Consider the following 26,634-nt stretch of genomic DNA (forward strand, 5'->3'; position numbering starts at 1 on the left):
TTAATCTATACAAAAATACGTAAATAATAGATCGGTCAGCTTATGCTTGAAAATTTAATGAATTAATGATAAAGGAATGAGAAACTTATACTGATTATTAATGAAGGCTTAGTCTTGACCTTTTAGAATTAAAATTTTCTCAATTCTAAATGTTCATTTTCTTTCTGAGTCATCAAGTCCTTATCTCCCTTTGATTTATCTTTATAACCTAGTAAATGGAGGGTTCCATGAATTATTATCCGATGTAGTTCGTCCTTTACAGATACTGAAAACTTTTCAGCATTCTCACAAACTCTTTCATAACTTATAAAAATGTCTCCTGTAATAACTCCTTCCTCGTCCGAATTGTCAAAAGTTATTATATCTGTATAAGTATCATGATTTAGGTATTCACGATTAATATTGAGCAAATAAGTATCATTACAGAAAATAAAATTAAGCTCGTTCAACTTACATCCCTCCTTAAGGATAGTTTGTTTTATCCACTCTCTGAGCTTAATTTTATCCTTTAATATGAAAGTAATCTCTTCCTGAAAAAAATTAATAGTAGCCATTAAACCTTAAAGTGCAATTCTATTTCATTTCCTTTAAGATTGAATATACATTGATCTGCCAGATGCTTTATAATAAATACACCTCGTCCTGTAAGGTTTTCAAGGTTTTCAGGAGCAGTAGGGTCAGGCAATCTGTTATAATCAAAACCGTCTCCTTCGTCAGCAACAGTAAATTGCATTCTCTTACCATTGTGAACCTCCAGGTTGATATATACTTTTTTACTATCATCCTGTTTATTTCCATGAACAATAGCATTTATCGTTGCCTCGCTAAGGCAAGTAAGCATATTTGCATAAGTATCATCCCCTAGGTTATATTCCTCTTTTAACTTGTCTATAAAGTTTTCAACCGTGGTAATGCTATCAACTCTAGAAGGCAGTTGTAAGGTATATAAAACAGTATCGTCTGAAATGTCTACCCGGTTTGTTGTCATACTATTGGTTACTATTTAAAAGCCTAAAATAATCGCCTACCTTCAATTTATAAAATGAATTTAAATCAGGAGGCACAGTTTTTAATAATTCCACTTCGTTCTGTTTAATTTTCTTGAATTCGTCCAGAACGAATTTGTAACTAGGTGAATATTCTTTTCCCTGCTTACTTTCTCTCTTATTATCTTGTTCGCGCTCTCTTTCAGCTTTTTCAGCATTTAAAAGCTTGGATAGAATTTCTTGTTGCCTGATTAGCGTTTCCTGCTGAATCTTCTTGTTTACGAGATCCGTCTCACTTTGTTCCATCTCCTTTGCTAGCTTGTCTAAATTACCTAACCCACCTTTGCCATCTTTGTTTAGATCTCTGTTAATTTCTTGCAAAGACTGACGGATCATCTGCTGTTCCCTGGCCATTCGTGCCAGTTGTTCGCTCATCTGCCCCTTGCTCTGAAAGCCTTTGGCCGCTTGAATGCCTTGCTGCTGCATCTGCTGACGTGCCTTTTGCATATTCTGATTCAACTGTTCCTGCATTTGACGCAGTTGAGACAAGCTTTTTTGCTTGCCTTTGCCACCTTGCTGTGCGTTCTTCATCATCCGTTGAAGAGCATCCTCAACTTCACTCAACATTAATGCCAAATTATTGATGGCTGTCATGGCGTACTGTTGATTTCTATTTGCTTCGGGAGTTCTTCGTTCAGAAAGATGATTAAGCGCACTTTCTATGTTTTTGTTTATCTCCTGGATTTCTTTGTTAACAAGGGATTCGATCTGTGGAGCTTTTTTGCTAAGTTCGAATAAGCTGTCCTGAACTCCCTTTAGATCATCTTTAATTTCCTTTTGTTTCTGAGTTAATCTCAAATAATTAGGATCAGTGGAGGAGGTAGACCTCAACGTCTGCATAATCTTCTCCTGGTTGAAGGATGCAGAAAGTAGATTTTTTAAAATTTGACGCAGGTTTTGAAGATTCAATTGATTTTCTTCTAATTCGTTTTCCTTTTGATTATCAGAGAGTTTCTGCGACAATTGCTTCATCTGCTGAGCAGCCTGTTCTTGTTTCTCAGCTGCTTTTTTATTGTTTTTATTTTCAAGATTTTTACTACTTTCTTCAAGATTTTCTTCTATTTGCTCTTGTTCTTTGCTGGTATTCTGTAATTCGTTCTTTTTATCTAACTCCTCATTTTTCCTTTCAAGATCTTTCATGTCAGTCTTCACTTCATTGAATTCCTTATTGAGTTGTTCCTGTTGTCTTTGAAGATCCTTAGAGGAGTCGTTTTTTTGTGTTTTTTCTTTTAATTGTTGCTGCTTTTCCGCCAATTTGTCAATCTTCTTAGTCACCTCGTTAAGTTTTTGATCGAACTCCAATTGTTTATAAAGCTCCAGTATTCTATCCAATTCTTTCTGCAATACCTTATTGTCTGTTTGCATTTTTGATAATTCCTGTTGCGTTTGCCCTTTGTTATTTTGGTCAAGCAACTGTTCTATGTTTTTTAAGAGTTCTTTAGTTTTCTCGTCCAATACATTCTCGAACAAGTTCTCAATCTGCTTTTGTTTTTCTAATAATTGCTCCGTCTCGTCCCCCAGTTCCTGCCTTTGATAAAGATTTTTCTTGTTATCATTTTTAATCTCATCCACTAATTTTTGCAAATCTCTCTGTTTGTCAAGCAGTTGTTCAATTTGTTTCTTCTCCTCAAAAGACAAACTCTTCTTATTAAACAAGTCCTGATTAAGCCTCTTTGCCTCCCGCTCTATCGCGGAGGCTTGCTTAATAGCTTGCTCCATTTTTTTCTCAACTATCTTAGCCGTTTGCTCTAGTTGCTTTTGTGTCTCGGCATTGGTAGGCAGTTTAAGCGATTTTAAAGAAGATCTGGTCGACTTTGGTCCATTAACAGCGTCATTATCAAAAACTTCAAAATAGTATTCCAGCCTGTCACCTGCTTTAATCTTAATAGTACTTACGTCAAAAGCATAAAAAAAATTACTCTGAAGTACATTTTTATTAAATGAAACCGCTCGTCTAAAAATTCTACCCTTATTATGCTCATCGGATACTTTATAGATGAAGTCCAATTTGGAGAAACCATAATCATCATTCACCTGCCCGACAAAATATAGGACCTTAGAGTTTAATGAATCTTTTCGTTCATTAATCTGGATTTGCGGTGATAAATCGGGGATTACATTAAGGTTGTAATGTGTTTCTTCTTTAGATAAGATAGATCCTGCTGATGCCTTTACTGAGAAAACAGCACTTTCTAAAGCCCGAAAGGTATAAATGAAAATATCCTTTGACTGGGGCCCTAAATCTATTTTCTGATCTTTTGACGTCAATCTAATCTGACTGGTGTTTTCCGTCTTGAATTTCCAGGAGACCTTTGTTCCTGCAGGAACTGATAGATCTCCTGAATTACTAAAATTTTCGTTCCTCTTATTAATATACTCAGGATATTCAAGATAAACATCAAAGTTCAAAAGAGAAGGATTCTTTTTTACTTGAATAGTATAACTTGTTGACTTGAATTCTCCTGCTTTTAAGACTATTTTCTTCTCGTCCTGGACGTTTCTAAACGTATAGTTGAAGTTTAAAATATTTTCTTTATTTAATTTGAACAGATTGGCACCATCTTCTAGGTAAATATCCTGGGGAATTTCTTGCCCGATTATCTTCACACTCAATATGAAATCTTCCCCTTTTACTACGCTTAAATCCTTATTTAGAATCAAAAATTTAAAAGGTGCTTCTCTTATAAACTTTTTGTTATGCTTTATCAAACGTTCTGTACTCTCTTTCAAAATAGAAGGAGCTGTAGCCCCAATAAAAACAAGAATAACAAGGGGAAAAAGGACGTATTTCAGATATCTCTTGTTGTCTTTAATCTTAATAGCTGTGGTAAAAGGAATGGGCTTTAGCTCTGCAATCTTTTGATCTATGCTTGCTTCTACTAATTCTTTATGGCTTAAATTCTCGTTCGCGAGCTTTTTCAGCTGTAAAGTATTCAATAGCTTATCTTTAATATGTGAGAAATGTTGTCCAATTATCTCCGACGCTTTCTCATGCGTGAGGGTTTTTCCAAGCTTATAATACTGCAGTAGTGGAATAGCAATCCATTTTATAGAAACAAACCCGTTAAAAGTTAAAAAGCTATAAAATAAAAGAGTTCTCACAAGAGGAGAAAAGTTTCCAAAGTATTCCGCAAGGGCGATAAGAATATAGGAGGCGATTAGGGATGCAGATAAATATAGAGAGCCTCGTACTACCTGATTTAAGTAATATTTCCTTATAAACTCTTCTATTTTTAGAATGAGATAGGAGTAATTGCTGGTAGAGGCATCCATTAATCTCTTGAACTATAAATAACAAATTAACGGAATTTTCTAATATTATGTTATAAGGTGGCCTTTTTTAAAGTTTAAGCAGTTTAGTGCAATATGATTAGACATTAACTGCTATGCATTACTTAACCCAGTGGCTAGGCTAACTTGAGATAAACAAAAAAGTTCGAAGAATCCTCCGAACTTTATACCTACTAATAATAAAACCTTTTGAAACTTTATACCTTCTATTGCAACATACAGCCCGCAACAGTGGTGTGAGCAGTTTCGTCTATTAAAATAGCCCCACCATTGGCTCTTAAGCTGTTATAGCTGTCGAAAACTACAGAAGAAGCTGTTTTTAGAGTTACATGAACTACGTCATTTAAGCCTACCTGATCAACATTTTCGATCTTCTCCAACGTGTTAACATCAAGTTTATAATTAATTTCCTTGATAATACAGCGAACTCGCTTACTTTGTACTTGTAATAAGTATTTATTTCCTGTAACCATCGGACGGGTATCCATCCAACACAGAGTTGTTTCAATATCCTGAGAAACATTTGGAAGGTTAGATTTATTGACTATTATGTCACCCCGGTTAATGTCAATATCATCTTTTAAACGGATCACTGCGCTTTGAGGTGCAAAAACCTCATCAACCTCTTCCCCGTTAATTTCTACAGCTTCTACTATAGAATCTATACCGTCAGGAAGAACAGTTACTAAATCTCCTTTTCTATAAGTACCACTAATTACCTTACCCGCATACCCACGATAATCGTGAAGATCATCTGTTTGGGGACGAATAACATATTGAACTGGAAAGCGAGGCTCAGTATAATTAATATCGTGGCTTAAATTGATATTTTCTAATAGATGGAGGAGAGTGTCACCTTTATACCATGGTGTGTTATCAGAAGCATTAACAATATTATCGCCTAATAAAGCACTAATTGGAATAAATTTAACATCTTTAATGTTCAGCTGTTTCGCTATCTTAGAGTACTCAATAACAATGTTGTTGTATACCTCCTCAGAGAAATCAACCATATCCATTTTATTGATTGTAACTACAACGTGAGGAATTTGCAAAAGAGAAGCGATAATACTATGTCTTCTGGTTTGTTCTATTACTCCTAATCGAGCATCAATAAGGATGATAATCAAATCAGAGTTTGAGGCACCAGTAACCATGTTACGAGTATACTGAATATGCCCGGGAGCATCAGCTATAATGAACTTACGTTTCTCTGTATTAAAATATTTGTATGCTACATCTATCGTGATTCCCTGCTCACGTTCTGCTCGGAGACCATCGGTAAATAAGGCAAGGTCTATTTCGCCCTCACCTTTATTTTTACTTTGTTTCTGTATAGTTGCAAGCTGATCAACTTTGATAGAGTCGGTGTCATATAATAAACGACCGATTAAAGTACTCTTACCGTCATCAACACTACCTGCAGTTATAAATCGAAGTAAATCCATTTCTATTAAGTATGAGATATAGGATAAGATGAATGAGAACCACAGGCACCATAGTTATCCTAATCTGATTTTATTTATTAAAAGATATGAGCATAAGCTCAAAATATCTAAATTTCTAAATCTGTTAACCTTTCTAGCGGCAAATCAAAGCTCGGAATACTTAGAAGTATCCGTTCTTTTTTCTGTCTTCCATTGCCGCCTCTGAAACCTGGTCATCTATACGAGTTTCACCGCGTTCACTGATATTGGTTCTGTTGATTTCGCCAATGATATCATCTATATTGTTAGCAGTAGATTCAACGGCAGCTGTACAAGTCATATCTCCCACTGTTCTATAGCGAACCTTACGTTTCTCAATTACGTCACCTTCATCAACACGGATAAATTCAGACATTGCAACCAGGAATTCACCATGCACCAGGACTTCTCTTTCATGAGTAAAGTAGATTGAAGGAAGTTCAATGCCTTCTCGCTTGATGTAGTTCCATACATCCAATTCTACCCAGTTTGATATCGGGAACACCCGAACATTCTCACCTTTGGCAATCTTACCATTGTAAAGGTTCCATAGTTCGGGGCGTTGCTTTTTAGGGTCCCACTGGCCGAATTCATCCCTCACCGAGAAAATCCGCTCTTTAGCACGAGCTTTCTCTTCGTCACGTCGAGCTCCTCCGATACAAGCGTCAAACCCAAACTCTTCTATCGTATCCAATAACGTATAAGATTGAAGCGCGTTTCTTGAAGCAAATTTACCTACAGGCTCTTTCAAGCCTCGGGCTTTGATTGTATCTTCAACTTTACGCACAATAAGTTTAGCTCCAAGTTCATCCGCTAATCTGTCACGATATTCCAATGCTTCAGGAAAGTTATGGCCTGTATCAATATGTACAAGCGGAAAAGGGATCTTTCCAGGTTTAAAAGCTTTTAATGCTAATTGAACAAGAGTAATTGAGTCTTTCCCTCCGGAAAATAAAAGTGCCGGACGCTCGAATTGACCTGCTACCTCACGCATAATGTGGATAGACTCTGATTCAAGCAAATCCAGGTAATCTAATTTAGATGGCATAGTTATTTTATCCAATTGTTATGAATGTGCGTGTAATCCGCACTCTTTACTTGTTTTATCTTCCCACCACCAGCGGCCGGCCCTGAAATCGTCGCCAGGCATAATTGCTCTGGTACAAGGCTGGCAGCCAATACTTACAAATCCTTTATCATGTAAAGTATTATATGGAATTCCATTTTGATTGATAATTGTCCTTAATTCATCGGTAGACCAATGAAGAAGAGGATGGAATTTTATGATATTGTTTGTAGGATCGAATTCTATTTGAGGCAAGTCACCTCTCTCCGGAGAATGTTCTGCCCGAAGGCCGGTAATCCAAAGCTCATTACCCTTAAGAGCTCTTTGAAGTGGCTCTACCTTACGTATATAGCAGCAACTCTTACGATTCTCTACTGAATCATAGAAGGAATTAGGACCCTTAGCGGTCACGAATTCTTCAATAAGCGATGCATTCGGGTAATAAGCCTCTATGTTAGTCTGATACATTTCATTAGTACGACTCCACACATAATACGTTTCGCTAAACAAGCGCCCTGTATCCAAAGTGAAAATCTTAACAGGGAGCTTTTGAGATAAAATCATGTGGGATATTACCTGATCTTCCCAGCTAAAACTCGAAGAACAGATAATTTTTCCTTCAAACTTATCAGCAAGGTAAGCTAAAGCTTGTTCTGGTGATAAACCGCTTATAGCCGCAGAAAGCTCTGCTGTTTTATTTTCTAAAGTGCCTGACATTTTTATAAAGTCAATTTATATTCATTTAACACTCACCGAGTTATGATTAGCCAGATGAATGACTAAGGCTTAAGTAAAGCCTATAGAAAAAGTAGGCAAAAATACATAGAATTAAGCACTTATGAAGCATGATTTTAGAAATTGGATCATTAAGAGGTAATTTTCGGCTAAACCTGCTTAAAACTCTATCTTTGCGACTCATATTTTAAACTTATGACTAATAAAGTTCGGGTACGCTTTGCTCCCAGTCCTACCGGTGGACTGCATTTAGGTGGAGTTAGAACGGTTTTATTTAACTACCTTTTTGCTAAAAAGCATGGGGGAGACTTTATTTTACGTATTGAAGATACTGATCAAACCCGGTTCGTGCCTGGAGCGGAAGAATATATTATTGAATGCTTGAAGTGGTGCGGCCTGACGCCGGACGAGGGGACAGAAGCAGGAGGAGAGTATGGTCCTTACCGCCAAAGTGAACGAAAAGATATTTATAGGAAGTTTGCAAACCAGCTCGTCTCGGAAGGTAAAGCATATTATGCCTTTGATACTCCTGAAGAGCTTGAAGAAAAACGTGCTGAAATTCCTAATTTCCAATATGGTCATTCTTTCCGTCATCAATTAAGGAACTCTCTGACTTTGCCAAAGGATGAAGTTCAAAGACTGCTTGATGAAGGAACCCCATACGTTATCCGTATTAATATGCCGTCTAATGAAACCATTTCTTTCACGGATTTAATCAGAGGTTTTGTAAGTTTTGATACTACGCTTGTAGATGATAAGGTGTTACTAAAAGCAGATGGTATGCCTACTTATCATTTGGCGGTTGTTGTAGATGATTTTTTAATGAAGATCACTCATGCTTTCCGCGGGGAAGAGTGGTTGCCTTCTGCACCAGTGCATCTGATGCTTTGGAAATATTTAGGTTGGGAGGATGCTATGCCTCAATGGGCTCACCTCCCGCTAATATTGAAGCCGGATGGCAATGGAAAGTTGAGTAAGCGTGATGGTGCAAGGTTAGGATTTCCGGTTTATGCCATGAATTGGGCTGACCCTTCTGGAGGTGAAGTAACACCTGGTTTCAGAGAAATGGGTTTTCTTCCGGAAGCTTTTATAAATCTTCTTGCAATGCTAGGCTGGAATGATGGTACAGATCAGGAGATCTTTTCAATTGCAGAGCTAGTTGAAAAGTTCTCATTGGAACGAGTGAATCATTCAGGAGCCAAGTTTGATTTTGAAAAAGCTAAGTGGTTTAATGCTGAATGGATTAAGAAAGTTAATGCCGAGGCTTTACAAGAAGATGTGCTAACCTTGCTTACTGCCAATAATATTAAAGTTTCTGACTCTACTAAACTAGTTAAGATAATTGGGCTTGTAAAAGACCGCTGTACCTTACTTACAGATTTTATTTTACAAGCAGGATATTTCTTTAAAGGACCAGTAAGTTATGATCTGGATGCGGTCAAACCTAAATGGAATGTGCAAAAAGAAGACTTTTTCACTGTGTTCATTTCTGAACTGGAGCAATTGGAACATTTTGCTACAGAAGAAATTGAGGGTCTATTTAAAAAGTTAGTTGCAGACAAAGGATTAAAGATCGGAGATGTAATGCTGCCATTTCGCGTTATGCTTGTTGGAGGAAAGTTTGGACCTGCGGTTTTTGACATAGCGTCTTTAGTTGGTAAAGAAGAAACTATATCCCGGATTCAAAAAGCTTTAGAAGCTTTCAGATAGATTTTAATTAAATTCGAAGTTACTAATGTCCCTGGAATTGAACATTTCCAGGGGCATTTTTTTGAAGTTCAATTCTGGATAACAACATCGTACATTAGAAAAACAAGAAGGATACCCAGGGTATATCTCCATGCTTTTTCCTTACTATCTGCTAGCTATCTGGTTGCTGATTTCAGTAATAAAGAACCAAGAGGATACTACCAAGAGAATCAGGCGATACTAGGCGTCTGTACCGTTGGTATCCTTTTGGTATACCGTTGGTATTCTTGTGAATGCTCCTTAAAATTTTAATGACTTAACCGCAATAAGTTTTACCAGGAATTTCCTGTAAATCTATTCGCTTTGCAATCTGCGCGGCTCCTTAGAAGCAGGAAATACTCCATTTGACATTCCAAGTCTCACCGCACCCAAGTTTTATAATGCCCTCTTTGTCCTCCAGTTCCTGATTATGATTTGTCGAGTCGGCAATGCCACACCATGGCTCAATACATACAAAAGGAGCATCTTTAGCTGCCCATAATCCCATATAAGGAAAAGCCTCAAAGTTACAGTGTAGGCCATGGGTTGTCTTGTCACTGCAAATCGAGATTCTGGTTGATTTCAAGTCCTTGAATACCAGTGCGTCATCATAAAATAAGCTGTGCTTAAGCGAAAGTTTATTCTGGTTTTTAAAATAGTACGTCGGTTGATCTATCAGATTATTTTTTAAAGTCCACCGGTTTGAGTTTTCTGACTCACTGAAATGGAAATAGTAGTCCTCGTAACTTGTCCCTTTTACAAGAGGAACCTGAAATGCCGGATGAGTGCCAATAGAAAACAGAAGCGGTTTATCCCCAGGATTTTCTACTTCGTAAGAGATAGTTATAGAGTTAGCATTAAGCTGGTATTTAATTCTGAGTAAGAATTCGAAGGGATAAACCTCGTGTGTATTTGCGGTGTCTTTCAAAATAAAGGAGCAAGAATCTCCGAAAGTTCGTTCTTTCGCAAATTCCATATCTCTGGCAAAACCATGACGAGGCAATTTATATTTATTGTTATTGTAAAAATAGGTGTCGTCTTTTAATCCACCAACAATAGGAAAAAGAACGGGTGAATGTCTATTCCAAAATGCCGGATCGCCGTTCCATAAGTATTCGACAAAGTTTTCTTTATGGAAGAGGCTTTGTAATTCTGCACCTTTTGGGCTTACAGAGGCTTTTAGGATAGCATTTTCTAAGGTAACCATAAGAAGGAAAATTCAATCTTTAATTATAGGGATTAAAGATATTACTTTTGACCAAAGGTATTGACGTAAAATTAATGAGAAAACAATTTGTACCCATTTTATCTGCATTCGCCATTATATATAGCTGCTCAAGCAACCCTTATGCCCCCACCAATAAGGAATATAAAAAGCAGGCCAAGGTTTTTGTAAAATCTCTAACTGATATTCCTCCTGTATCTGAGATAGGGAAGCCTGCTCAATATCCGGTTGGTACTGTTAATTTCAATTTAAGAAAACCGAATTATGTTATTATTCATCATACCGCTCAGGGAGCCTGTGAAAAAACCTTAAGCACATTCATCAATAAGAAAAGCCAGGTTAGCGCTCATTATGTTGTTTGTAAAGATGGCACTGTACATCACATGCTGAATGATTATTTGCGAGCATGGCATGGTGGGGTAGCTAAATGGGGAACCTTATCAGATATTAATTCAGTTTCAATTGGCATTGAACTGGATAATAATGGGAATGAAGAGTTTCCAGAGGAACAGATTAAGAGCCTCACCTTATTGTTATCAAAATTAAAGAAGGATTACAATATACCTAGTTCCAATTTTATTGGCCATTCTGATATTGCACCATTAAGAAAAGTTGATCCTAACGCTTTTTTTCCGTGGAAGAAGCTTTCAGAATATGGCTTTGGGAACTGGCCAGATGCTATACTGGATTCAGTTCCTGATAACTTTAATTCTGTTCAGGCACTTCGTATTATTGGTTACGATACAAAAGATTCTTTAGCAGCGATAAAAGCCTTCAAGTTACACTTCCTTCAGAAAAACAATGATTCTTACCTGGACGATAGTACTAAAATGATCTTGAATAATTTAATTAAAAAGTATTAAGCAGGGAAAATTTGAATATCCTCTATAATCACAGGAGATTTTGGTCTTTGTATCTTATCACCAGTTTCTCATGTAGCTTGTCGTTTGGCCTGCCTATAGGATAAATTGTTCACAAGGCAATTCTGCTTTTTTAAAATAAATTTATTTTTTCATTTTCCCTTCATTTTGCTGGTGTTGTTTTGAATAAGAAATTGATACAACACACACTTAGATAAACGACTATGAAAACTTTAGGAATAGTAGCAACAGTATTAATAATTTCTAGTTCTGTTCTCGCTCAAACTTCCAATAACATGCAGGGAGTAACAGTAAGTACAACAGCAAAATCTGAGACCACATTTGGTTCTAATAAAGGGGAAGTAGTTAGCAGTTCAGCTTCTTTAAAATCTCAGTCTTCTATTCACTCCGCTAAACACACAGATAAGACAGAAGAGAAGAATGCGAGAAAGGAAGCTGCTGCAGCGAAAAAGGCCGAGGGGAAGGCTGAATTACAAGCTAGTTTGGAGGCGAAGAAAAAGGCCTTAGAGAGCACTAAAGAGGAAACTTCTGCCATGAAAGCAGAGGCCAAATCAGAACTACGAGCTACAATTGAAGCAAAAGGAGACCAGCTAGCTGCCCGGAAGGAACAAACAGCAGAAGCAGTATCTGAAAAAAAAGCTGTAGTTGCAGAGCATGCAGTTGAGGCAAGGGCGAATGCAGGAGCAAGAGCGAATGCTGCAGTTGATGTAAGTAAAGACGCGGCTGTTGAAACATCTAAAGCGGTAAGAGCAACTGCAAATAAGGCGAGAGCAGTGCGAGCTGAAGGGTCAGTTGGTTCAGCAACTAAAGTGCAACTACGCCGTTCTGGCGTAACAGGCAGAGTGGGGACTGCTGCCGGGTTACGTCTTTAAGAGGCTTCCATATATAATACACACACTTATGTAAGTTTGTCTCTTAAATTGGGGCAAACTTTTTATTTTTATACTTTTAATGAAGACGCCTGTATTCTATAGATTTGTGCTTGTATGCCTTGTGTTGGCGTTGCCCTTGTTAAGCTTAGCGTCAAAAAAGAGAGAGCTTTTTTATGAGTCAGGAGGAGAAGAACTTGTATTAGCAGATTCAACAGGAAAACAGCCTGCTAAAAAGCCCCAGGATAAGAAGCCAGAGAAATCCGAGAATGAGCGCCCTGATGTAATTAAGGAAGTTCCAAGATCAAGAAAGTTGCCGAAACCAAAGGCTGTAATAGACCGGGTTAGAATTAAACGTCCTCCTGTTGTGCGTCCTGGTGGGATCAAGAAACGTATGGGGCTTCATTAATAAGTGTGTGAACTAATCAGAAGTATATGAAATTTATTTGCGCAAGTTTATTTGTGCTAGCGTCAAGTCTAAGTGTTGTTGCTCAAACTACTCAGAAGACTAAGACAGACACTGTAAATAATGATAAAATTTCAGTCTTTTCAGCGGGTGCGAGTTATGGTAATACTGCAAACTACTACGGACAAACAACGGCGCTAAAACTTCCTTATGTGTCAACTGACTTATCTTATCAATCTAAAGTGGGATTCTATGTGGCAGGATCAGCTATTAAATTAGTAGATCTGGGACCTGCCGTTTCAGAAGTAGATTTTGCTGTAGGATATAGCAAAGATATTACCAGGAGATTAGGTGCGAGCGCCAGCTACACTCGTTTCTTTTTTGCGAAGGATTCTCCGTTGCCTCAGTCGGTTAACCCTAATACCGCTAGTCTCGGTCTTACGTATGATCTCAAGTGGTTTAATTCCGCTCTTAATGCAGACTACGTGTTTGGAAATGTGAAGGATGATCAGGGCAGGAGCATGAATGACCTGTATTTAAGTTTAAATAATTCTAAAGAAATTGATTTAGGAAGTATTGTGAAAGATAGAGATTTTATCACTTTATCCCCTTCTTTATCTTTCATTGGAGGAACACAGCTTGTAGGAGGTGAGCAGATTATAACACAAAATCCTGAACCAGGCGGGATTCCTGTACCTGGACTTGGAAAAGGAAAAGATAAAGTTCGCTTGCCGGTAGGTAAGCCTGGTCGTAATAATACTCAGTCTTCCTCTACTTCTGTTCAGTCTACGAATTTTGCTTTAATTACGTCAAATATAAGACTTCCGCTCGCTTATAATCGAGCACATTATACCGTTGAGGCAGCTTATCAATTATCTATTCCTAATAAGAATTTCGAAGGTATAGTTCACGAAAACCAGTCTTTTTTTACACTTAGTTTCACTTACCTGTTTTATAAAGATAAATAGCTTTGAAAGTACTCATTGTTGAAGACGAGAAAACTTTAGCCTATGAGGTAGAGGCGTTTCTTAAGAAAGCATTCTACCTTGTTGATCTGGCCCATAATGCCCGGCAGGCTTTAGAGAAGATAGAAATGAATCAATACGACTTTGTGCTACTGGATCTGGGGTTGCCGGATAAAGATGGTTTGATCGTACTAGAGCATGCCAAGAAGCATAATTCTGAAGCAGCATTTATAATTTTGACAGCCAGAGGTAACATAGAAGACCGGATAAAAGGTTTAGATTTAGGTGCAGATGACTATCTTCCCAAACCTTTTTCTTTGCTGGAACTTCAATCCAGAATGCAGGCGATCTCAAGAAGGAAATTTGGAGTTAAAAATCAAGCACTACAATTAGGAGAGTTCGAGATTGACCTTCAAAAACGAACAGTTTCCCATAACTCTATTGAGATAGAAATTACGAGGAAGGAATTTGACTTGTTGAGTTATATGCTATTGCATAAAAATCGTGTTCTTACAAGAATCCAATTGAGTGAACATATTTGGGGGAGTTTTGTGGACGATGATTACGACTCGAATTATATTGATGTACATATTAAGAATATCAGGAAGAAACTAGGTGCTTATGGAAATGTTGAATGGTTGGAAACAGTCAGAGGAGTAGGATACAAAATCAGAAAGCAGGATTGAAGTTACTAACAAAGCTTACACTCTTTATTACGTTATCGAAGCTTGCGATTGTAATGCTTTTCGTGTTTCTTTTGCCCAATCTCATTGAGAGGATAGCTTCAAAATATACTGATGATTATCTCCGGGAACAGAAGAAGAAGGTAATGACTATTATCTCTAAGAATGGGATTAATTACTACTTGCAGGGAGAGGAAAGCATGGGAAGTTACACCATGCTTAAGGAGGAGTACATTTCTTTGGCTCCCAGCGAGACCGCATTTTATCCGGATACTATAGAAACTTCTGAACGCATTGTTGAAAGTGATACTTTAAATTACCGGCTCCTTACTTATAATTTTAAAGCGGATAACAAGCGCTACCTGCTTGAGATAGGAAAAACTACGGCCACTATAAGTCAATACAACCGGCCTCTTCAGAAAATTGCTTTGTGGGTGTTGATCGCTCTTACTCTATTTACTTTAGTTGCTGATTTGATTTATACCCGCTTCCTGCTGGCGCCATTGGGTAAAATTATCAAAAGCAAGTTAGTGAACAGACGTTTTCCTTTTAATGACGATCCTCATCCTGTTATAACCTCAACCTCTGATTTCAGATACCTTGATAGCTCTCTCATGACTCTCATGACTCAGATTCATGAGGCGTTTGAAAAGGAGAGGGAGTTCACTGCAAATGCCTCTCATGAGCTAATGACTCCAATCAGTATCCTTCAGAATAAAATAGAGAATTTGTTGGGAGAAACTGAGGTTTCAGACCTTATTCAGCGAAAATTGATTGAAATGCATCGCACCCTAAACCGGCTCAAGAAGATCGTGAACTCATTGCTGCTCATCTCCAGGATCGACAATGAACAGTTCTCCCGTTCAGAGGTAGTCTCACTCAAAGTTTTGCTGGAGGACGTAATGGACGACATAAGTCATAGATTAGAGGAAAAGGAGATTGGTTTCCGCTTGTCTTTAAAGGAAAATATCACTTTAAAGAACTGTAACAGAGATCTTCTATATCAACTTTTTTATAATCTCATCAATAATGCTATAAAATATAATAAGCCGAATGGAGATATAACGATTCAAGATTCCTACCATGCCGGAAGTTTCTATCAAATCTTTATCGAAGACACGGGAATAGGTATTCCTGCAGAAGACATTCCTACTATTTTCAATCGCTTCAAGAAATCTAATCTGTCAGAGGCAGGAGGGTATGGACTGGGTTTATCTATTGTAAAAAGCATCGCCAATTATCATAGGATTAATGTGGATGTGAGTTCTGCAGTTTCCAGAGGAACAACTTTCACCCTTGTATTTCCTAAAGAAATTATTTATTAGTTTTTTAACGCAATAGAGATCCTCTATGGGGTATTGAGAAAAACGATGGAATGTGCATTGTTTGTCCTATCGTTCTGCCTTATCTTTGTGCCAAACTTAAAAGAAATATTTATGATTACTATAGGTCAGAAATTCCCTTCATTCGACAAAAAAGCGGTAGTAAGTACTGAAAAAGGAAAAGAATTTGATAATCTTTCTTCTGAGTACCTTACTAATGAAGATAACGTTTGGACTGTAATGTTCTGGTGGCCAAAAGATTTTACATTCGTTTGTCCTACTGAAATTGCTGAATTTAATAAAGCTTACGGTGAATTCCGTGATAGAGATGCCCGTTTAATAGGAGCTTCTACCGATTCTGAGTTTGTTCACTTAGCCTGGAGAAAAGATCATGAAGATTTACGCGATCTTAAATTCCCTATGTTAGCGGATACTTCTAAATCATTAGCTGAGGACTTAGGAATTTTAGAACCAACTGAGAAAATTGCTTATCGTGCTACTTTTATCATCGACCCTCAAGGTATCGTTCGTTGGGTTTCGGTTAATGATTTAAATGTTGGCCGTAATGTAAAAGAAGTTTTAAGAGTTTTAGATGGCTTACAAACCGATGAACTTTGCCCATGTAACTGGGAAAAAGGACAAGCTACTTTGAACGCTTAATTTTTAAAAGAACTACAAGTAAAATCCCCGTAAATCGGGGATTTTTACTGTAAGTCTATTTTTTCCAAGTTCGAAGGTTGGCCTTCAAACAGCATTCGTCCCTGTTTGCCTAGTTTGAACTAGAAGGCTCTTCTTCATATCTAATTCACTTTATCGACATTATCGCTTAATATAAAGTTGCTTCAGTAGGTCGATAAGAACACTCAGCGACTGTCTTAGGTAATGTCCCTTAAATCATTATTAATACTATGAGCGAAACAACAGAAGTAATAAATGAATTTTTAACAAGTATTGCTGTAGACCCATCATACAGAACAAATACCCTTGAATTATTAGAAAAAGGCGAATCAAGATACTTACGAGACTTTAAAGTTAATTTTAACAGCACTTTAACTTCTGAGCATTTAAATGCAAAAGAAATAGGTCTTATAGGAGTAACAATAACTGCTAATAATCACAACAAACCTCTACTGGCTTTTTACACAGATTTTGCCGAGAAGAATGGCGCTACTGCAGAAGAAGTAGGAGAGGCTGTAGCTTGTGCGTCTTTATTAGCTTCAAACAACGTTTTCTACCGATTCAGGCACTTCACGCAAAAAGAAAAGTATACTCAGATCCCTGCTCGTATAAGAATGCAGCTAATGATGAAGCCCGTTACAGGTAAAGAGTTCTTCGAGTTAATGAGTTTAGCTGTATCTGCAGTAAATGGCTGCGAGATGTGTGTGAATGCGCATGAGGACTCTCTGATTAAGTTAGGAACTACTGAAGAGCGTATTTTTGATACCGTAAGAATCGCCTCTTTGATTACTGCTACCGGAAAAGTAATTTTCTAACAGGTTTTTAAGGTTGACCATAATTTAAGGCTCAAAGTTTTCCACAAACACTGGTTGTGGAAAACTTTGAGCCTTAACAGTTTATTAAACTAGAAATAATTTTTTATTTTAGTCTAAAGGTTAACCGTGTGAGTCCTGAAGATTTACCCCACATTTCTTCAGTGATAAGAAAGGACTTTTAACGGCAAGGTTTTTAATTGTAAATTTTGGGATTGCCCTCGTACGATGAGTCGTACGAGGGTTTTTTATTTAGTGTGCATCTACCGGCATTGCTACATTCTTCTTGAACTTTTGCAGATAAAGTAGAGGAATGCAGCATAGCATTATAATACCAACAACCCAATAAGCGTCAGTATAAGTTAATAGCAGGGATTGTTTAGTAACAGTTCCATCCATTGCTTTCATTGCTACTTTCTGTGCATCAAGAAAAGTATATCCCTTGGCAACAAACGTATGAACCATTCCATTAAATCGCTCAATAAAAGCAGGGTTTGAGTTGTTAACATGTTCTACGAGTGTAGTTCTGTGGTAACTTTGCCTCACATGAATAAACGTTGTTAATGCTGCGATTCCAAAGGAACCACCAAGTTGTCTACTCATGTTATTTAAACCTGTTCCCTGACCCATTTCTGCACCTTTCAAGTCTTGTATAGCAAGAGTTGTAAGCGGAACGAACAGTAGGGCCATACCTGCTCCTCGTATCACTAAAGGCCAGAAAAACTGTTCCGTTCCTGATGCTAATGTCGACTTGCTAAGCATATGGGAGAATACATAGAATAGGAACATTCCTACCGTTGCCATAAATTGGGCTGGAATGCCTTTTTGGAGCATTTTTCCTATGAATGGCATCATGGCAATCGTGACTAATCCTCCGGGAAAAAGCAGTTCTCCTGTTTGTTGAGCGGAGAAGCCCAGCAGGTTCTGACAGAATACGGGGAATACAAACATAGATCCATACAGGCCAAACCCAAGTATAAATGAGGTAAACATCCCAATGGAAAAACTTCGATGTCTCAGGATCTTGAAGTTCACAACCGGATGATCAATTGATGTTTCACGCCAGATGAACAGGAGGAATGAAATAAAAGCTACTGCAGACAGCACTACAATATAAGTTGCAGCAAACCAATCGTCTCCCTCCCCTTTTTCGAGTACTGTTTGTAAGCTTCCTACCGATAGAGCCAGCAACAGAATTCCCCACCAATCTACAGCTCCTTTATTCTCTTTAGGTGTCGATTTTACAAACGTGTAGGTGAAGTATGCAGCTAATATTCCCACCGGAATGTTCACATAAAAAATCCATGGCCAAGCAAGGTGATCAGTAATGTATCCACCTATGGTGGGTCCTACTGTGGGTCCTACCACCGCTCCCAGTCCAAATAGAGCAGTAGCCGTCCCTACTTGGTCTTTAGGCCAGGTTTCCAGCAAAATTGCCTGTGCTGTAGAAATCAAGCCACCTCCGGCAAGTCCCTGCAAAATTCTAAATGCAATAAGTTCTTCTAAGGTATTCGAATTTCCACAAAGGAATGAAGCTATTGTAAAAACGATAATGGAGGTAAGAAAGTAATTTTTTCTCCCGAACTGACTGCCTAACCAACCAGACATGGGAAGGATGATCACGTTGGCAACAGCATAGCCGGTAGTTATCCAAGCTACATCCTCAAGTGTTGCTCCCAGGTTCCCCATAATTTGGGGAAGGGATACGTTGACAATTGTGGTATCTATAAGTTCCAGCAGAGAAGCAGTAATTACTGTTATCGTAATTACCCACTTCTTTAAACCGTGTTCAGCCATAATTAATCGTTAATTCTAACAGAAGCTTTTACACTCATTCCTGGGCGAAGCTTTGCTGTAAGGTCTTTATTTGCTTTGATTTTAATCTTTACAGGTACACGTTGTACTACTTTAACGTAGTTTCCACTCGCGTTATCCGGAGGTAATAAGGAAAACTTAGCTCCTGTTGCTGGAGAGAAATTATAAATTTCGCCTTCTATTTTATCGTCAGGGTAAGCATCTACTATAATATCTACCTTTTCTCCGGTATGAAGTTTTTCAAGTTGCGTTTCTTTGAAATTTGCAGTTACATAAATACTGTTATCATTCACTATTGAGAACAAGCTTTGACCAGCCTGGATCAATTGACCCTTCTGAATGCTTTTACGAGAGACGATCCCACTCACGGGTGCTTTAATAGTAGTGTAGGATAACTGTAGTTTAGCAAAGTCTACATCTGCTTGTTTCTGGTCAACCCCTGTGCTACTAACTTGAAGTTGTGAGCGGGTTGTTCCTACCTGCGCTGATGCAGCTTTATATTGATCCTGTGCTGCTTCGAGAGCTGCCCTTGAAGCGTCCCTCTCGGCTTTTACCTGGTCGAATTGCTGCTGGGTAATAGCTCCTTCTTTAATCAGGTTGGCATATCTTGAATAATCTTTATCAGCCTTCCAGAAACGAACTCTTGCCGCTTCGACATTAGCTTTAGCTGTAGATGAACTGGCAGAAGTACTGCTTATTTGTGATTGTGATACTCCTACTGTTGCTGAGGCTCCTCTTTGGGCCGCTAATGCCTGCTCCAAACGTATTTCATAGTCGCGGCTATCTAGTTTTACTAGTACTTGTCCTTGCTCCACATGCTGGTTTTCTTCAAAAAGAATACTATCCACATAACCTCCAACTCTCGCGACGACCGGACTTATGTCCCCATCGATTTGAGCGTCATCGGTATCCTCATGATTTTGCAGGTATAAATATTCCCTTATCCCAAAAAAGGCTCCAATTACTAATACAAGTCCAAGGATGATAGGTACTATATTTCTCTTTTTTTTCTCGTTATGTTCCATTGTTAATTACTTTGAGGTAAGCGTTCCGGTTGATTTTAATAATGTATAGTAAGCCAAGCCTGCATCAGCTTTAGCCAGTTCAAGATTTATTAAAGATTGATATAATTGAGTTTCTGCATCGATGCGGTCAGTAACAGAGGCAATATTATTCCTGTATTTTGATTCGAGGATCCTATCATTCTCCTGTGCCTGGGCGATAGAGCTTTCCAGAATTTTGATGCGATTTAAGGATTTAATATAGTTTTGATAGTCGCGGTTGACCTCTGTTCTAATATTGTCTTCTGTCAATCTTCTGCTGATATCTACTTCGTCTTTTTTGATTTTTGCTTCCGCTATCCGGCTTTTGTTGGTCCAGAACTTATCAATACTCCAACTTAATGAAGCTGCGACAGATGCTGGTGCCAATACCGATTTGTTAGAAGGGAAGGGGTTTGATGATGGGTCGATATAATAAAGGTTTGCTCCGACGCCAAGTGTAGGCAAGTAATCAGCTTTCAGATCCTTTATGGCATTATCAGCAAGCTTGGACTGAATTTCTGTCTCTCTTAACTCGACCCTCCGTGTTACCGCCGTGTCAACCATAGTTGAGAATGATTGATTGCCTTCAGTAACATTTCTAAACGAGGTAATCTCCAGCTCAGTAGTTTGTGGCAGACCTAAAAGAATATCTAGATTAAAATTTACAATATTCCTATTCGACTCGAGATCTATTGCCGTAAGTTCAATATTATTTCTCTGTAATTGGAATCTTAATACGTCGTTTTTAGTGACTATTCCCTGGCTGAAAAATTGCTGAGCCTGTTGAAGTTGCTTATCTACAGCTTGAAGATTCTGTTGGATCACCTTTTGACTCTGCTGAATGCGGTATAGATTGTAACAGGAATTAACAATGCCATACACAATATCTTCCTTCTGTTTATCTGCATCAAGTTTTGAAATTTGAGTGAGCAAAGAGGTCGACTCTGTTGCGTATTTCAACTTGTTGCCCGCAAATATCAACTGTTCAATGCTGGCACTGCCTATATAAGCATTCGCTCGACTTGGAAGTCTGATGGGTTCTGCACTTCCTGGGAGTCGAAATTCATTTGTAAGAATTTCAGCATGATTAAACATCAGACTCGCTGAGGCTTTCGGCAATCGACCTTCTTTTGCCTGATTAAAACGTTCAACGGCCTCATTGATCCTAGCTTGCGAAAGTTTAAGAGCATTACTGTTCTGAATACCAAGTTCAACAGCCTCGTCAACACTTAAAACTTTTTTTTGAGCAAAGCCTATTGAAGGCGCGAAGCTTAAAGCAACAGCGGTCAGGCATGCAGCACCAAGCTTCAAACTTGCTCTTAACAAGTTGGGTGATTTTAGTTTATGTAGTTGAGTTGTCATAGTCTTCTTAAATGGGCGCTTAGTAAATCGAGTAAATGTCTTTTCAATCTAGGTTTTACCTGTTCTTCCAATACTTGGTGGTCCTTTAGATCCGCGTTTAATAATTTTGAGGCAAGTACTGATGCATTAAGGAGATAATACTTTGTTCCAAAGATCGTGGCAACAGTTAATTCTGTATCTACTTCCCGGAAAGTTCCATTGGTTACTCCTTCTTGAATAACTTTCTGTATTTCGTTAACGTTTTTCATCAACTGATCTATGATAAAATCAGACTTTTCTGTCCTGCTCTCAAGGGAAAGCTCTCGTTGAATGATTTTATGCCAGCAATTATTATTAAATATGCGATCAGCATAAACATCTACGCACTTTTTTAATTTATCCCAGGAGGAAATATTTTCTTCTGATATACTGCTTAAAATTTGGCGAAAGTCGCCCAATCTCTTTTCCACAACAGCGTTATAAACTCCGTCTTTTGATCCGAAATAGTAATTAAGCATTGCGAGATTAACTCCTGCTTCATTAGCTATTGCTCTTGTAGAGGTTCCATCAAATCCACTTTGGGAAAAGAGCTTTTCAGCAGCGATCAATATCTGATCTTTCTTTTCTTCTTTCATGGAAGCAAAATTAATCAATCGATTGATTAATTTTATACAAATAAATTCTTCGATTTGTTTATGACATTTTTCTGAATAATTTACCTTTGTTGAAAATTTTGGAAAATGGCACAAGAGAAAGAAAATAAGGATTATAATTTATTCTTCGTTTTAGGAGCAATCTTCGGCGCTTTAACCGGTTATGCTATTGCTGAAGTAGTACTATGGGCGATTTTAGGTGCAATAATAGGAGCTGTATTTGCTTCTTTCTTTGTTAATGCTCTCGTAAAAGACAGAACGTACTAACATTCTGTCTACACTTAATAAGGTTCAACTGATCTTTTCCGGATTAGTTATTCAACATAAATTCTCATAGTCTTACCTGACTATGAGAATTATTTGTTCTAATTTATTTCCCTTAGAGGCAAAAGTTGCCTCAAGCAAGTACACTAAGTAAACTATTTGCGGATCGTTTGAAAATTTTTCCGAACAGGTTCCGAATAAGCTCTTTACGATCCGCAATAGATCCCAATATCTTTTCTGATATTTTCAAGTACAATAACGTTGATGTTTTAAACATGATAGCGCCACTGAACGCTTTAACGGGCCTTGGTACATTTTTGTTCATATACTTAGTGTACCAGGTTCGAAACATGTTCGCAAATCTTCGCGGAATCTCCGAACCTGTATCGAACCTGGTCCGAAGTTGAGTAGGATCAGCTCTTAAAAAAATAAACCCTGACACTTCACAGCGTCAGGGTTCAACCTAAACCTTATCACAATTAAACCAACTCTCGCTGGTTATATATCAATAACGACTGTATTTCAGGTTTGTTTTGTTTGTATTAACAAATTTTAAATTCTTAATCACTCATATGCTGATTACTTTCAACTGGAGTGTAGGTAAAGCTCATCTGCTCGTCCTGGTATTTTTTTACAGTCTCATAAGAATCTTTGATTGAATCGCTAATTATCGTAATCAACTCTCCGGGTTTTGCCTTATTTATAATATAGTTCCAGGCTTCTTCGCTTTTAGGGATGATCTTATATTCCATCAATGGAGCCACCTCCCGGATGCCTTCCTCAAGAAGCCTGATAATTTCTTCGTAGCTGCGATCCCTCAAATAGCTTTCCTGGCAGATAACGATTTCGTTAAACATTGATGCTGCTATTCGCCCCACATCTTTTATGTCTTCGTCTCTTCTGTCGCCTGTTCCTGAAATTACTCCTGTATGGAAGGTCGCATCCGAATGGGTTATAAAACCTTTCAAGCCCTTTAATCCATCAGCGTTGTGCGCATAGTCGACAAGGACTTTGAAATCTTTAAATTCAAATAGATTCATCCTTCCCGGAGTATGAGCCGTCGACGGAACAAAAGTCTCCAAAGACGTTCTGATATCTTCAATCTTAAATCCCCACAGGAAAGCTGCAAGGCAGGCAGCCATAGCGTTTTGAGCCATGAATGCAACTGTTCCATTAAATGTAATTGGAATATGACTAATTTTTGCAATCCTTATTTTCCAGTCTCCTTTGCGGATCGTTAAAAACCCGTCGTCGCATATAGCAGCCACTCCTCCCGATTTGCAATGTTTTTCTATAACGTGGTTGTTGTCCTCCATGCTGAAGTAGGCAACATTACAATGTTGGGTTTCCTCTCCGATTTGAACGCAGTACGAATTGTCTGCATTTAATACTGCCCAGCCATCTGGTTTTACCGATTCTACCAGTACTTGTTTTACCCTTGCAAGATCTTCGAGTGTATGAATATCAGATATACCCAGATGGTCTTCCTGAATATTGGTGATTACCGCAATATCGCTGCGACTAAATCCTAATCCCGATCTTAGTATTCCGCCTCTGGCACTTTCTAACACTGCAAATTCTACTGTAGGATCTTTTAGTACGAATTCAGCGCTTGCTGGTCCGGTAGTGTCACCTTTAACCATAAGGGTATTTTGTATATATATTCCATCTGATGTTGTGTATCCTACCCTGTAACCATTATTTTTGATTATATGCGCGATAAGGCGCGTAGTAGTCGTTTTTCCGTTTGTGCCGGTAATGGCGATTATTGGGATTATCGCCGATTTTCCTGGAGGGAAAAGCATGTCGAGTACCGGTGCAGCAACGTTTCTTGGTAATCCTTCACTAGGAGCCAGATGCATTCTAAAACCAGGCGCTGCATTTACCTCAAGTACTACACCCCCGGTTTCGTTTAGTGGTTGATAAAGATTTTCAGACATGATATCAATACCACAAATGTCAAGGCCTACTACTTTTGCAATACGTTCACATACAAAGACATTGTGTGGATGGACCATATCTGTTACATCCAGAGAAGTTCCGCCTGTGCTTAAATTCGCCGTTGATTTTAAATATACCACCTCATTCGCCGTGGGCACTGTATCTAACGAGTAGCCCGATTTCCTCAACATATCTTCAGTGTCGCGATCAACAGAAATGAGTGTAAGAACATTTTCATGACCATAACCGCGCCTAGGATCTTTGTTCTCTATGTCAATAAGCTGCTGAATAGTATGTTCCCCGTCGCCTGTTATATGAGCAGGGGTTCGTAGTGCTGCTGCTACCATTTTATTATTAATCACCAGAACCCTAAAGTCGTGCCCCTTTATAAATCGCTCTACAATTACACGTTCAGAAAATTGCTGAGCATGTTTAAGTGCCTCTAAAGCTTCTTCCGGAGTTTTGATATTTATAGTAGCACCGTTGCCATGGTTCCCGTCTAACGGTTTTATTACAAGGGGAAAACCTATTTCGCTGATTGCTTCTCTCAGTTCTTGCTCGTCTGTTACTGTTGTGCCTTCTGGAACAGGAATAGCCTGCTCTTTTAATATTCTTTTAGTTTCTTCCTTGTCTCCGGCGATGTCTACTGCAATACTGCTGGTTTTATCAGTTAAAGTAGCCATAAACCGCATTTGGTTCTTGCCATAACCCAGCTGAACTAAAGATGAGTTATTCATACGGATATAAGGTATTCCTCTGGAAACAGCCTCATCAACAATGGCGCCGGTACTTGGGCCGAAACGTTCTTTGTCTCGCAGCTTCCGCATTTTAATTAGGTCTGTATTCAGATCATAATCTTTTCCTTCTATTAAGGCTTCTGCTATTTGAACTGCAGCCTTTGCTGCATAAATACCTACATTCTCCTCTATATATTCAAAAACCACATTATATACTCCGGTGGTTTTTGTCATCCGGGTCCGTCCAAACCCGCGATCCATCCCTGCAAGAGTTTGAATTTCAAGAGCGATGTGTTCAATGATATGGCCCATCCAGGTACCTTCTTCCACCCGCTCGAAAAAGCCGCCTTCATGACCCGGAGAACAAAAGTGAGTGTACAAACTGGGTATCAGTTGTTCTAGTCTTTGTTTAAATCCCGGAATTTCATTGCTGGGTCTATACTCCAGGTCTTCCAGATCTAATCGCATTTGAATAAGCTTCGTTTTTTTTACCGACCAAATATTTGGTCCACGAAGAACCTGTATATTCAAAATTTTCATATTCTAATTCTTTTTGTGGAGTAACTCTTTGATGATTTTTATACCCGCGTATATCTACTTATACGTCTGATTTGGCTTGTTTTATAATTGAAAATAGATAACCAAGCACCTTTTATATGGTTTTTGGTTGAGCTAGAAAAACTTATTATTCTGAATTTTATTTAGTAGAAGGCAGATAATTGATTCTTTATGGTTCCAAAAGGGAAACTTGTCATAATAGGAGGTGCTGTTGATTTGGGCAGTTCTTTAAGCTACAATGAAAATATCAATCACCCCCATTATATTAAATTCTTCGAGAGAGGTATTCTTAGAAGGATGATTACAGAGTCACCTAAAAAGGAAGAGTCGGTGATTGAAGTTATAACTACTGCATCGAAAATTCCAGAGATAGTTGGTGCAGAGTACATCAAGTCATTTAATCAGCTTCAGGTAGGTAAAGTTCATGTGCTCGACATTCGTACTCGGGAGGATGCACTTACAGAGGAATCGATAGAGCGGGCAAAAAATGCGGATATTGTAATGTTCTCCGGGGGGGATCAACTCAGGCTAAGCTCGATTTTTGGAGGAACAGAATTCCTGGAGATACTTAAGAGGCGCTATGAACAGGAGGATTTTATGATTGCCGGTACTTCTGCCGGAGCTGCTGCGGCTTCTGTTAATATGATCTATAGAGGCAGTAGTAGTGAGGCTTTAATAAAGGGTGAAGTTCAGATTACTGGAGGCCTCGGTTTTATAGATGACGTTATTATTGATACACATTTTGTTCAACGAGGAAGGATTGGCCGGCTGTTTTATGCTGTGGCAAGTAATCCGGGAATGTTAGGTATTGGTTTAGGTGAAGATGCGGGATTATTGATAACAGAGGGTAGGTGCCTGGAGGCAATTGGTTCGGGACTGACTATTTTAGTAGACGGAAGATATATTAGTGAAACAAGTATCTACGATGTTGAGATCGGATCTCCGGTTTCAATTGATAATTTGAAAGTGCATGTGATGTCAATCTTTGATAAGTACGATCTGCACAAACACGAGCTTAAGATAAACAAAGCAATAAAGGTAGAAGAAGACGTTTATTTAAGGATAAAGGATTATGATTAGAATGCTCCTTTAAACTATTGATATACTTA

The 26,634-nt window shown here is 38.3% G+C and carries 23 protein-coding genes; 11 read left to right on the plus strand and 12 right to left on the minus strand.

Annotation, left to right across the window (positions count from 1 at the left end; translation table 11 throughout):
* Positions 1-128 precede the first annotated feature (128 nt).
* The 6 genes from ybeY to J4N24_RS09740 form a co-directional block, all read right to left on the minus strand.
* On the minus strand, positions 129-554 hold the full coding sequence (ybeY, locus tag J4N24_RS09715) for an rRNA maturation RNase YbeY (RefSeq protein ID WP_207533494.1): 426 nt from the start codon (positions 552-554) through the stop codon (positions 129-131).
* Entirely contained in the window at positions 554-988 is a 435-nt protein-coding gene (locus tag J4N24_RS09720) for an ATP-binding protein (protein ID WP_207533495.1), read from the minus strand. The genes ybeY and J4N24_RS09720 overlap by 1 nt, the downstream gene beginning before the upstream one ends.
* 1 nt (position 989) lies before the next feature.
* Positions 990-4,319, minus strand: a complete 3,330-nt coding sequence (locus J4N24_RS09725; protein WP_207533496.1) for a coiled-coil domain-containing protein — start codon at positions 4,317-4,319, stop codon at positions 990-992.
* A gap of 224 nt (positions 4,320-4,543) precedes the next feature.
* Positions 4,544-5,785, minus strand: coding sequence for a sulfate adenylyltransferase subunit 1 (locus J4N24_RS09730; RefSeq protein WP_207533497.1), 1,242 nt, complete (start codon positions 5,783-5,785; stop codon positions 4,544-4,546).
* A 160-nt stretch (positions 5,786-5,945) separates the two neighbouring features.
* Positions 5,946-6,851, minus strand: a complete 906-nt coding sequence (gene cysD / locus J4N24_RS09735; RefSeq protein ID WP_207421719.1) for a sulfate adenylyltransferase subunit CysD — start codon at positions 6,849-6,851, stop codon at positions 5,946-5,948.
* Positions 6,852-6,869: 18 nt separating this feature from the next.
* Positions 6,870-7,586: a phosphoadenylyl-sulfate reductase gene (locus tag J4N24_RS09740; RefSeq protein ID WP_207533498.1), complete on the minus strand. Its 717-nt coding sequence runs from the start codon at positions 7,584-7,586 to the stop codon at positions 6,870-6,872.
* 213 nt (positions 7,587-7,799) lie between these two features.
* On the opposite strand from J4N24_RS09740, the gene gltX reads away from it, so the two are divergent.
* Positions 7,800-9,314, plus strand: a complete 1,515-nt coding sequence (gltX, locus tag J4N24_RS09745) for a glutamate--tRNA ligase (protein WP_207533499.1) — start codon at positions 7,800-7,802, stop codon at positions 9,312-9,314.
* 361 nt (positions 9,315-9,675) lie between these two features.
* Here the strand turns inward: gltX and J4N24_RS09750 are convergent, their stop codons facing one another.
* The gene (locus J4N24_RS09750) at positions 9,676-10,539 is read right to left on the minus strand and encodes an aldose 1-epimerase family protein (protein ID WP_207533500.1); all 864 of its coding nucleotides are present in this window, start codon (positions 10,537-10,539) and stop codon (positions 9,676-9,678) included.
* A 74-nt stretch (positions 10,540-10,613) separates the two neighbouring features.
* Between J4N24_RS09750 and J4N24_RS09755 the strand changes: the two genes are divergently transcribed.
* The 8 genes from J4N24_RS09755 (at position 10,614) to J4N24_RS09790 (ending at position 17,176) form a co-directional block, all read left to right on the plus strand.
* Positions 10,614-11,420, plus strand: coding sequence for an N-acetylmuramoyl-L-alanine amidase (locus tag J4N24_RS09755; protein WP_207533501.1), 807 nt, complete (start codon positions 10,614-10,616; stop codon positions 11,418-11,420).
* A 221-nt stretch (positions 11,421-11,641) separates the two neighbouring features.
* Positions 11,642-12,310, plus strand: coding sequence for a hypothetical protein (locus J4N24_RS09760; protein ID WP_207533502.1), 669 nt, complete (start codon positions 11,642-11,644; stop codon positions 12,308-12,310).
* Positions 12,311-12,389: 79 nt separating this feature from the next.
* Positions 12,390-12,716: a hypothetical protein gene (locus J4N24_RS09765; protein WP_207533503.1), complete on the plus strand. Its 327-nt coding sequence runs from the start codon at positions 12,390-12,392 to the stop codon at positions 12,714-12,716.
* 26 nt (positions 12,717-12,742) lie between these two features.
* A complete protein-coding gene (locus J4N24_RS09770; protein WP_207533504.1) occupies positions 12,743-13,681 on the plus strand; it encodes a porin family protein in 939 nt (312 codons plus the stop codon).
* Positions 13,682-13,683: 2 nt separating this feature from the next.
* A complete protein-coding gene (locus J4N24_RS09775; RefSeq protein WP_207533505.1) occupies positions 13,684-14,364 on the plus strand; it encodes a response regulator transcription factor in 681 nt (226 codons plus the stop codon).
* Positions 14,361-15,686, plus strand: a complete 1,326-nt coding sequence (locus tag J4N24_RS09780) for a sensor histidine kinase (RefSeq protein ID WP_207533506.1) — start codon at positions 14,361-14,363, stop codon at positions 15,684-15,686. The genes J4N24_RS09775 and J4N24_RS09780 overlap by 4 nt, the downstream gene beginning before the upstream one ends.
* Positions 15,687-15,797: 111 nt before the next feature.
* A complete protein-coding gene (locus J4N24_RS09785) occupies positions 15,798-16,343 on the plus strand; it encodes a peroxiredoxin (protein ID WP_207533507.1) in 546 nt (181 codons plus the stop codon).
* Between the two features lie 248 nt (positions 16,344-16,591).
* Positions 16,592-17,176 carry a carboxymuconolactone decarboxylase family protein gene (locus J4N24_RS09790; RefSeq protein ID WP_207533508.1) on the plus strand — a complete coding sequence of 195 codons (585 nt, stop codon included), beginning with the start codon at positions 16,592-16,594 and terminating at the stop codon, positions 17,174-17,176.
* A gap of 249 nt (positions 17,177-17,425) precedes the next feature.
* Here the strand turns inward: J4N24_RS09790 and J4N24_RS09795 are convergent, their stop codons facing one another.
* From J4N24_RS09795 to J4N24_RS09810, 4 genes are read right to left on the minus strand one after another with little or no spacing between them, the layout of a single operon-like run.
* On the minus strand, positions 17,426-18,970 hold the full coding sequence (locus J4N24_RS09795) for an MDR family MFS transporter (RefSeq protein WP_207533509.1): 1,545 nt from the start codon (positions 18,968-18,970) through the stop codon (positions 17,426-17,428).
* 2 nt (positions 18,971-18,972) lie between these two features.
* Positions 18,973-20,013 (minus strand): HlyD family secretion protein, encoded by a 1,041-nt coding sequence (locus tag J4N24_RS09800; protein ID WP_207533510.1) that lies wholly within the window; start codon positions 20,011-20,013, stop codon positions 18,973-18,975.
* A gap of 6 nt (positions 20,014-20,019) precedes the next feature.
* On the minus strand, positions 20,020-21,393 hold the full coding sequence (locus tag J4N24_RS09805) for a TolC family protein (RefSeq protein ID WP_207533511.1): 1,374 nt from the start codon (positions 21,391-21,393) through the stop codon (positions 20,020-20,022).
* Complete coding sequence (locus J4N24_RS09810; RefSeq protein ID WP_207533512.1) at positions 21,390-22,007, minus strand: TetR/AcrR family transcriptional regulator; 618 nt, start codon at positions 22,005-22,007, stop codon at positions 21,390-21,392. Before J4N24_RS09810 ends, J4N24_RS09805 begins: the two co-directional genes overlap by 4 nt.
* Positions 22,008-22,112: 105 nt before the next feature.
* On the opposite strand from J4N24_RS09810, the gene J4N24_RS09815 reads away from it, so the two are divergent.
* Positions 22,113-22,292: a hypothetical protein gene (locus J4N24_RS09815; protein ID WP_207533513.1), complete on the plus strand. Its 180-nt coding sequence runs from the start codon at positions 22,113-22,115 to the stop codon at positions 22,290-22,292.
* 557 nt (positions 22,293-22,849) lie between these two features.
* On the opposite strand, the gene cphA is transcribed toward J4N24_RS09815, so the two are convergent.
* Positions 22,850-25,507, minus strand: coding sequence for a cyanophycin synthetase (gene cphA, locus J4N24_RS09820; RefSeq protein ID WP_207533514.1), 2,658 nt, complete (start codon positions 25,505-25,507; stop codon positions 22,850-22,852).
* A gap of 189 nt (positions 25,508-25,696) precedes the next feature.
* Between cphA and J4N24_RS09825 the strand changes: the two genes are divergently transcribed.
* Positions 25,697-26,605 (plus strand): cyanophycinase, encoded by a 909-nt coding sequence (locus J4N24_RS09825; protein WP_207533515.1) that lies wholly within the window; start codon positions 25,697-25,699, stop codon positions 26,603-26,605.
* Positions 26,606-26,634 lie beyond the last annotated feature (29 nt).

The sequence above is a fragment of the Desertivirga arenae genome, assembly GCF_017355785.1.
Classification (GTDB): Bacteria; Bacteroidota; Bacteroidia; order Sphingobacteriales; family Sphingobacteriaceae; genus Desertivirga; species Desertivirga arenae.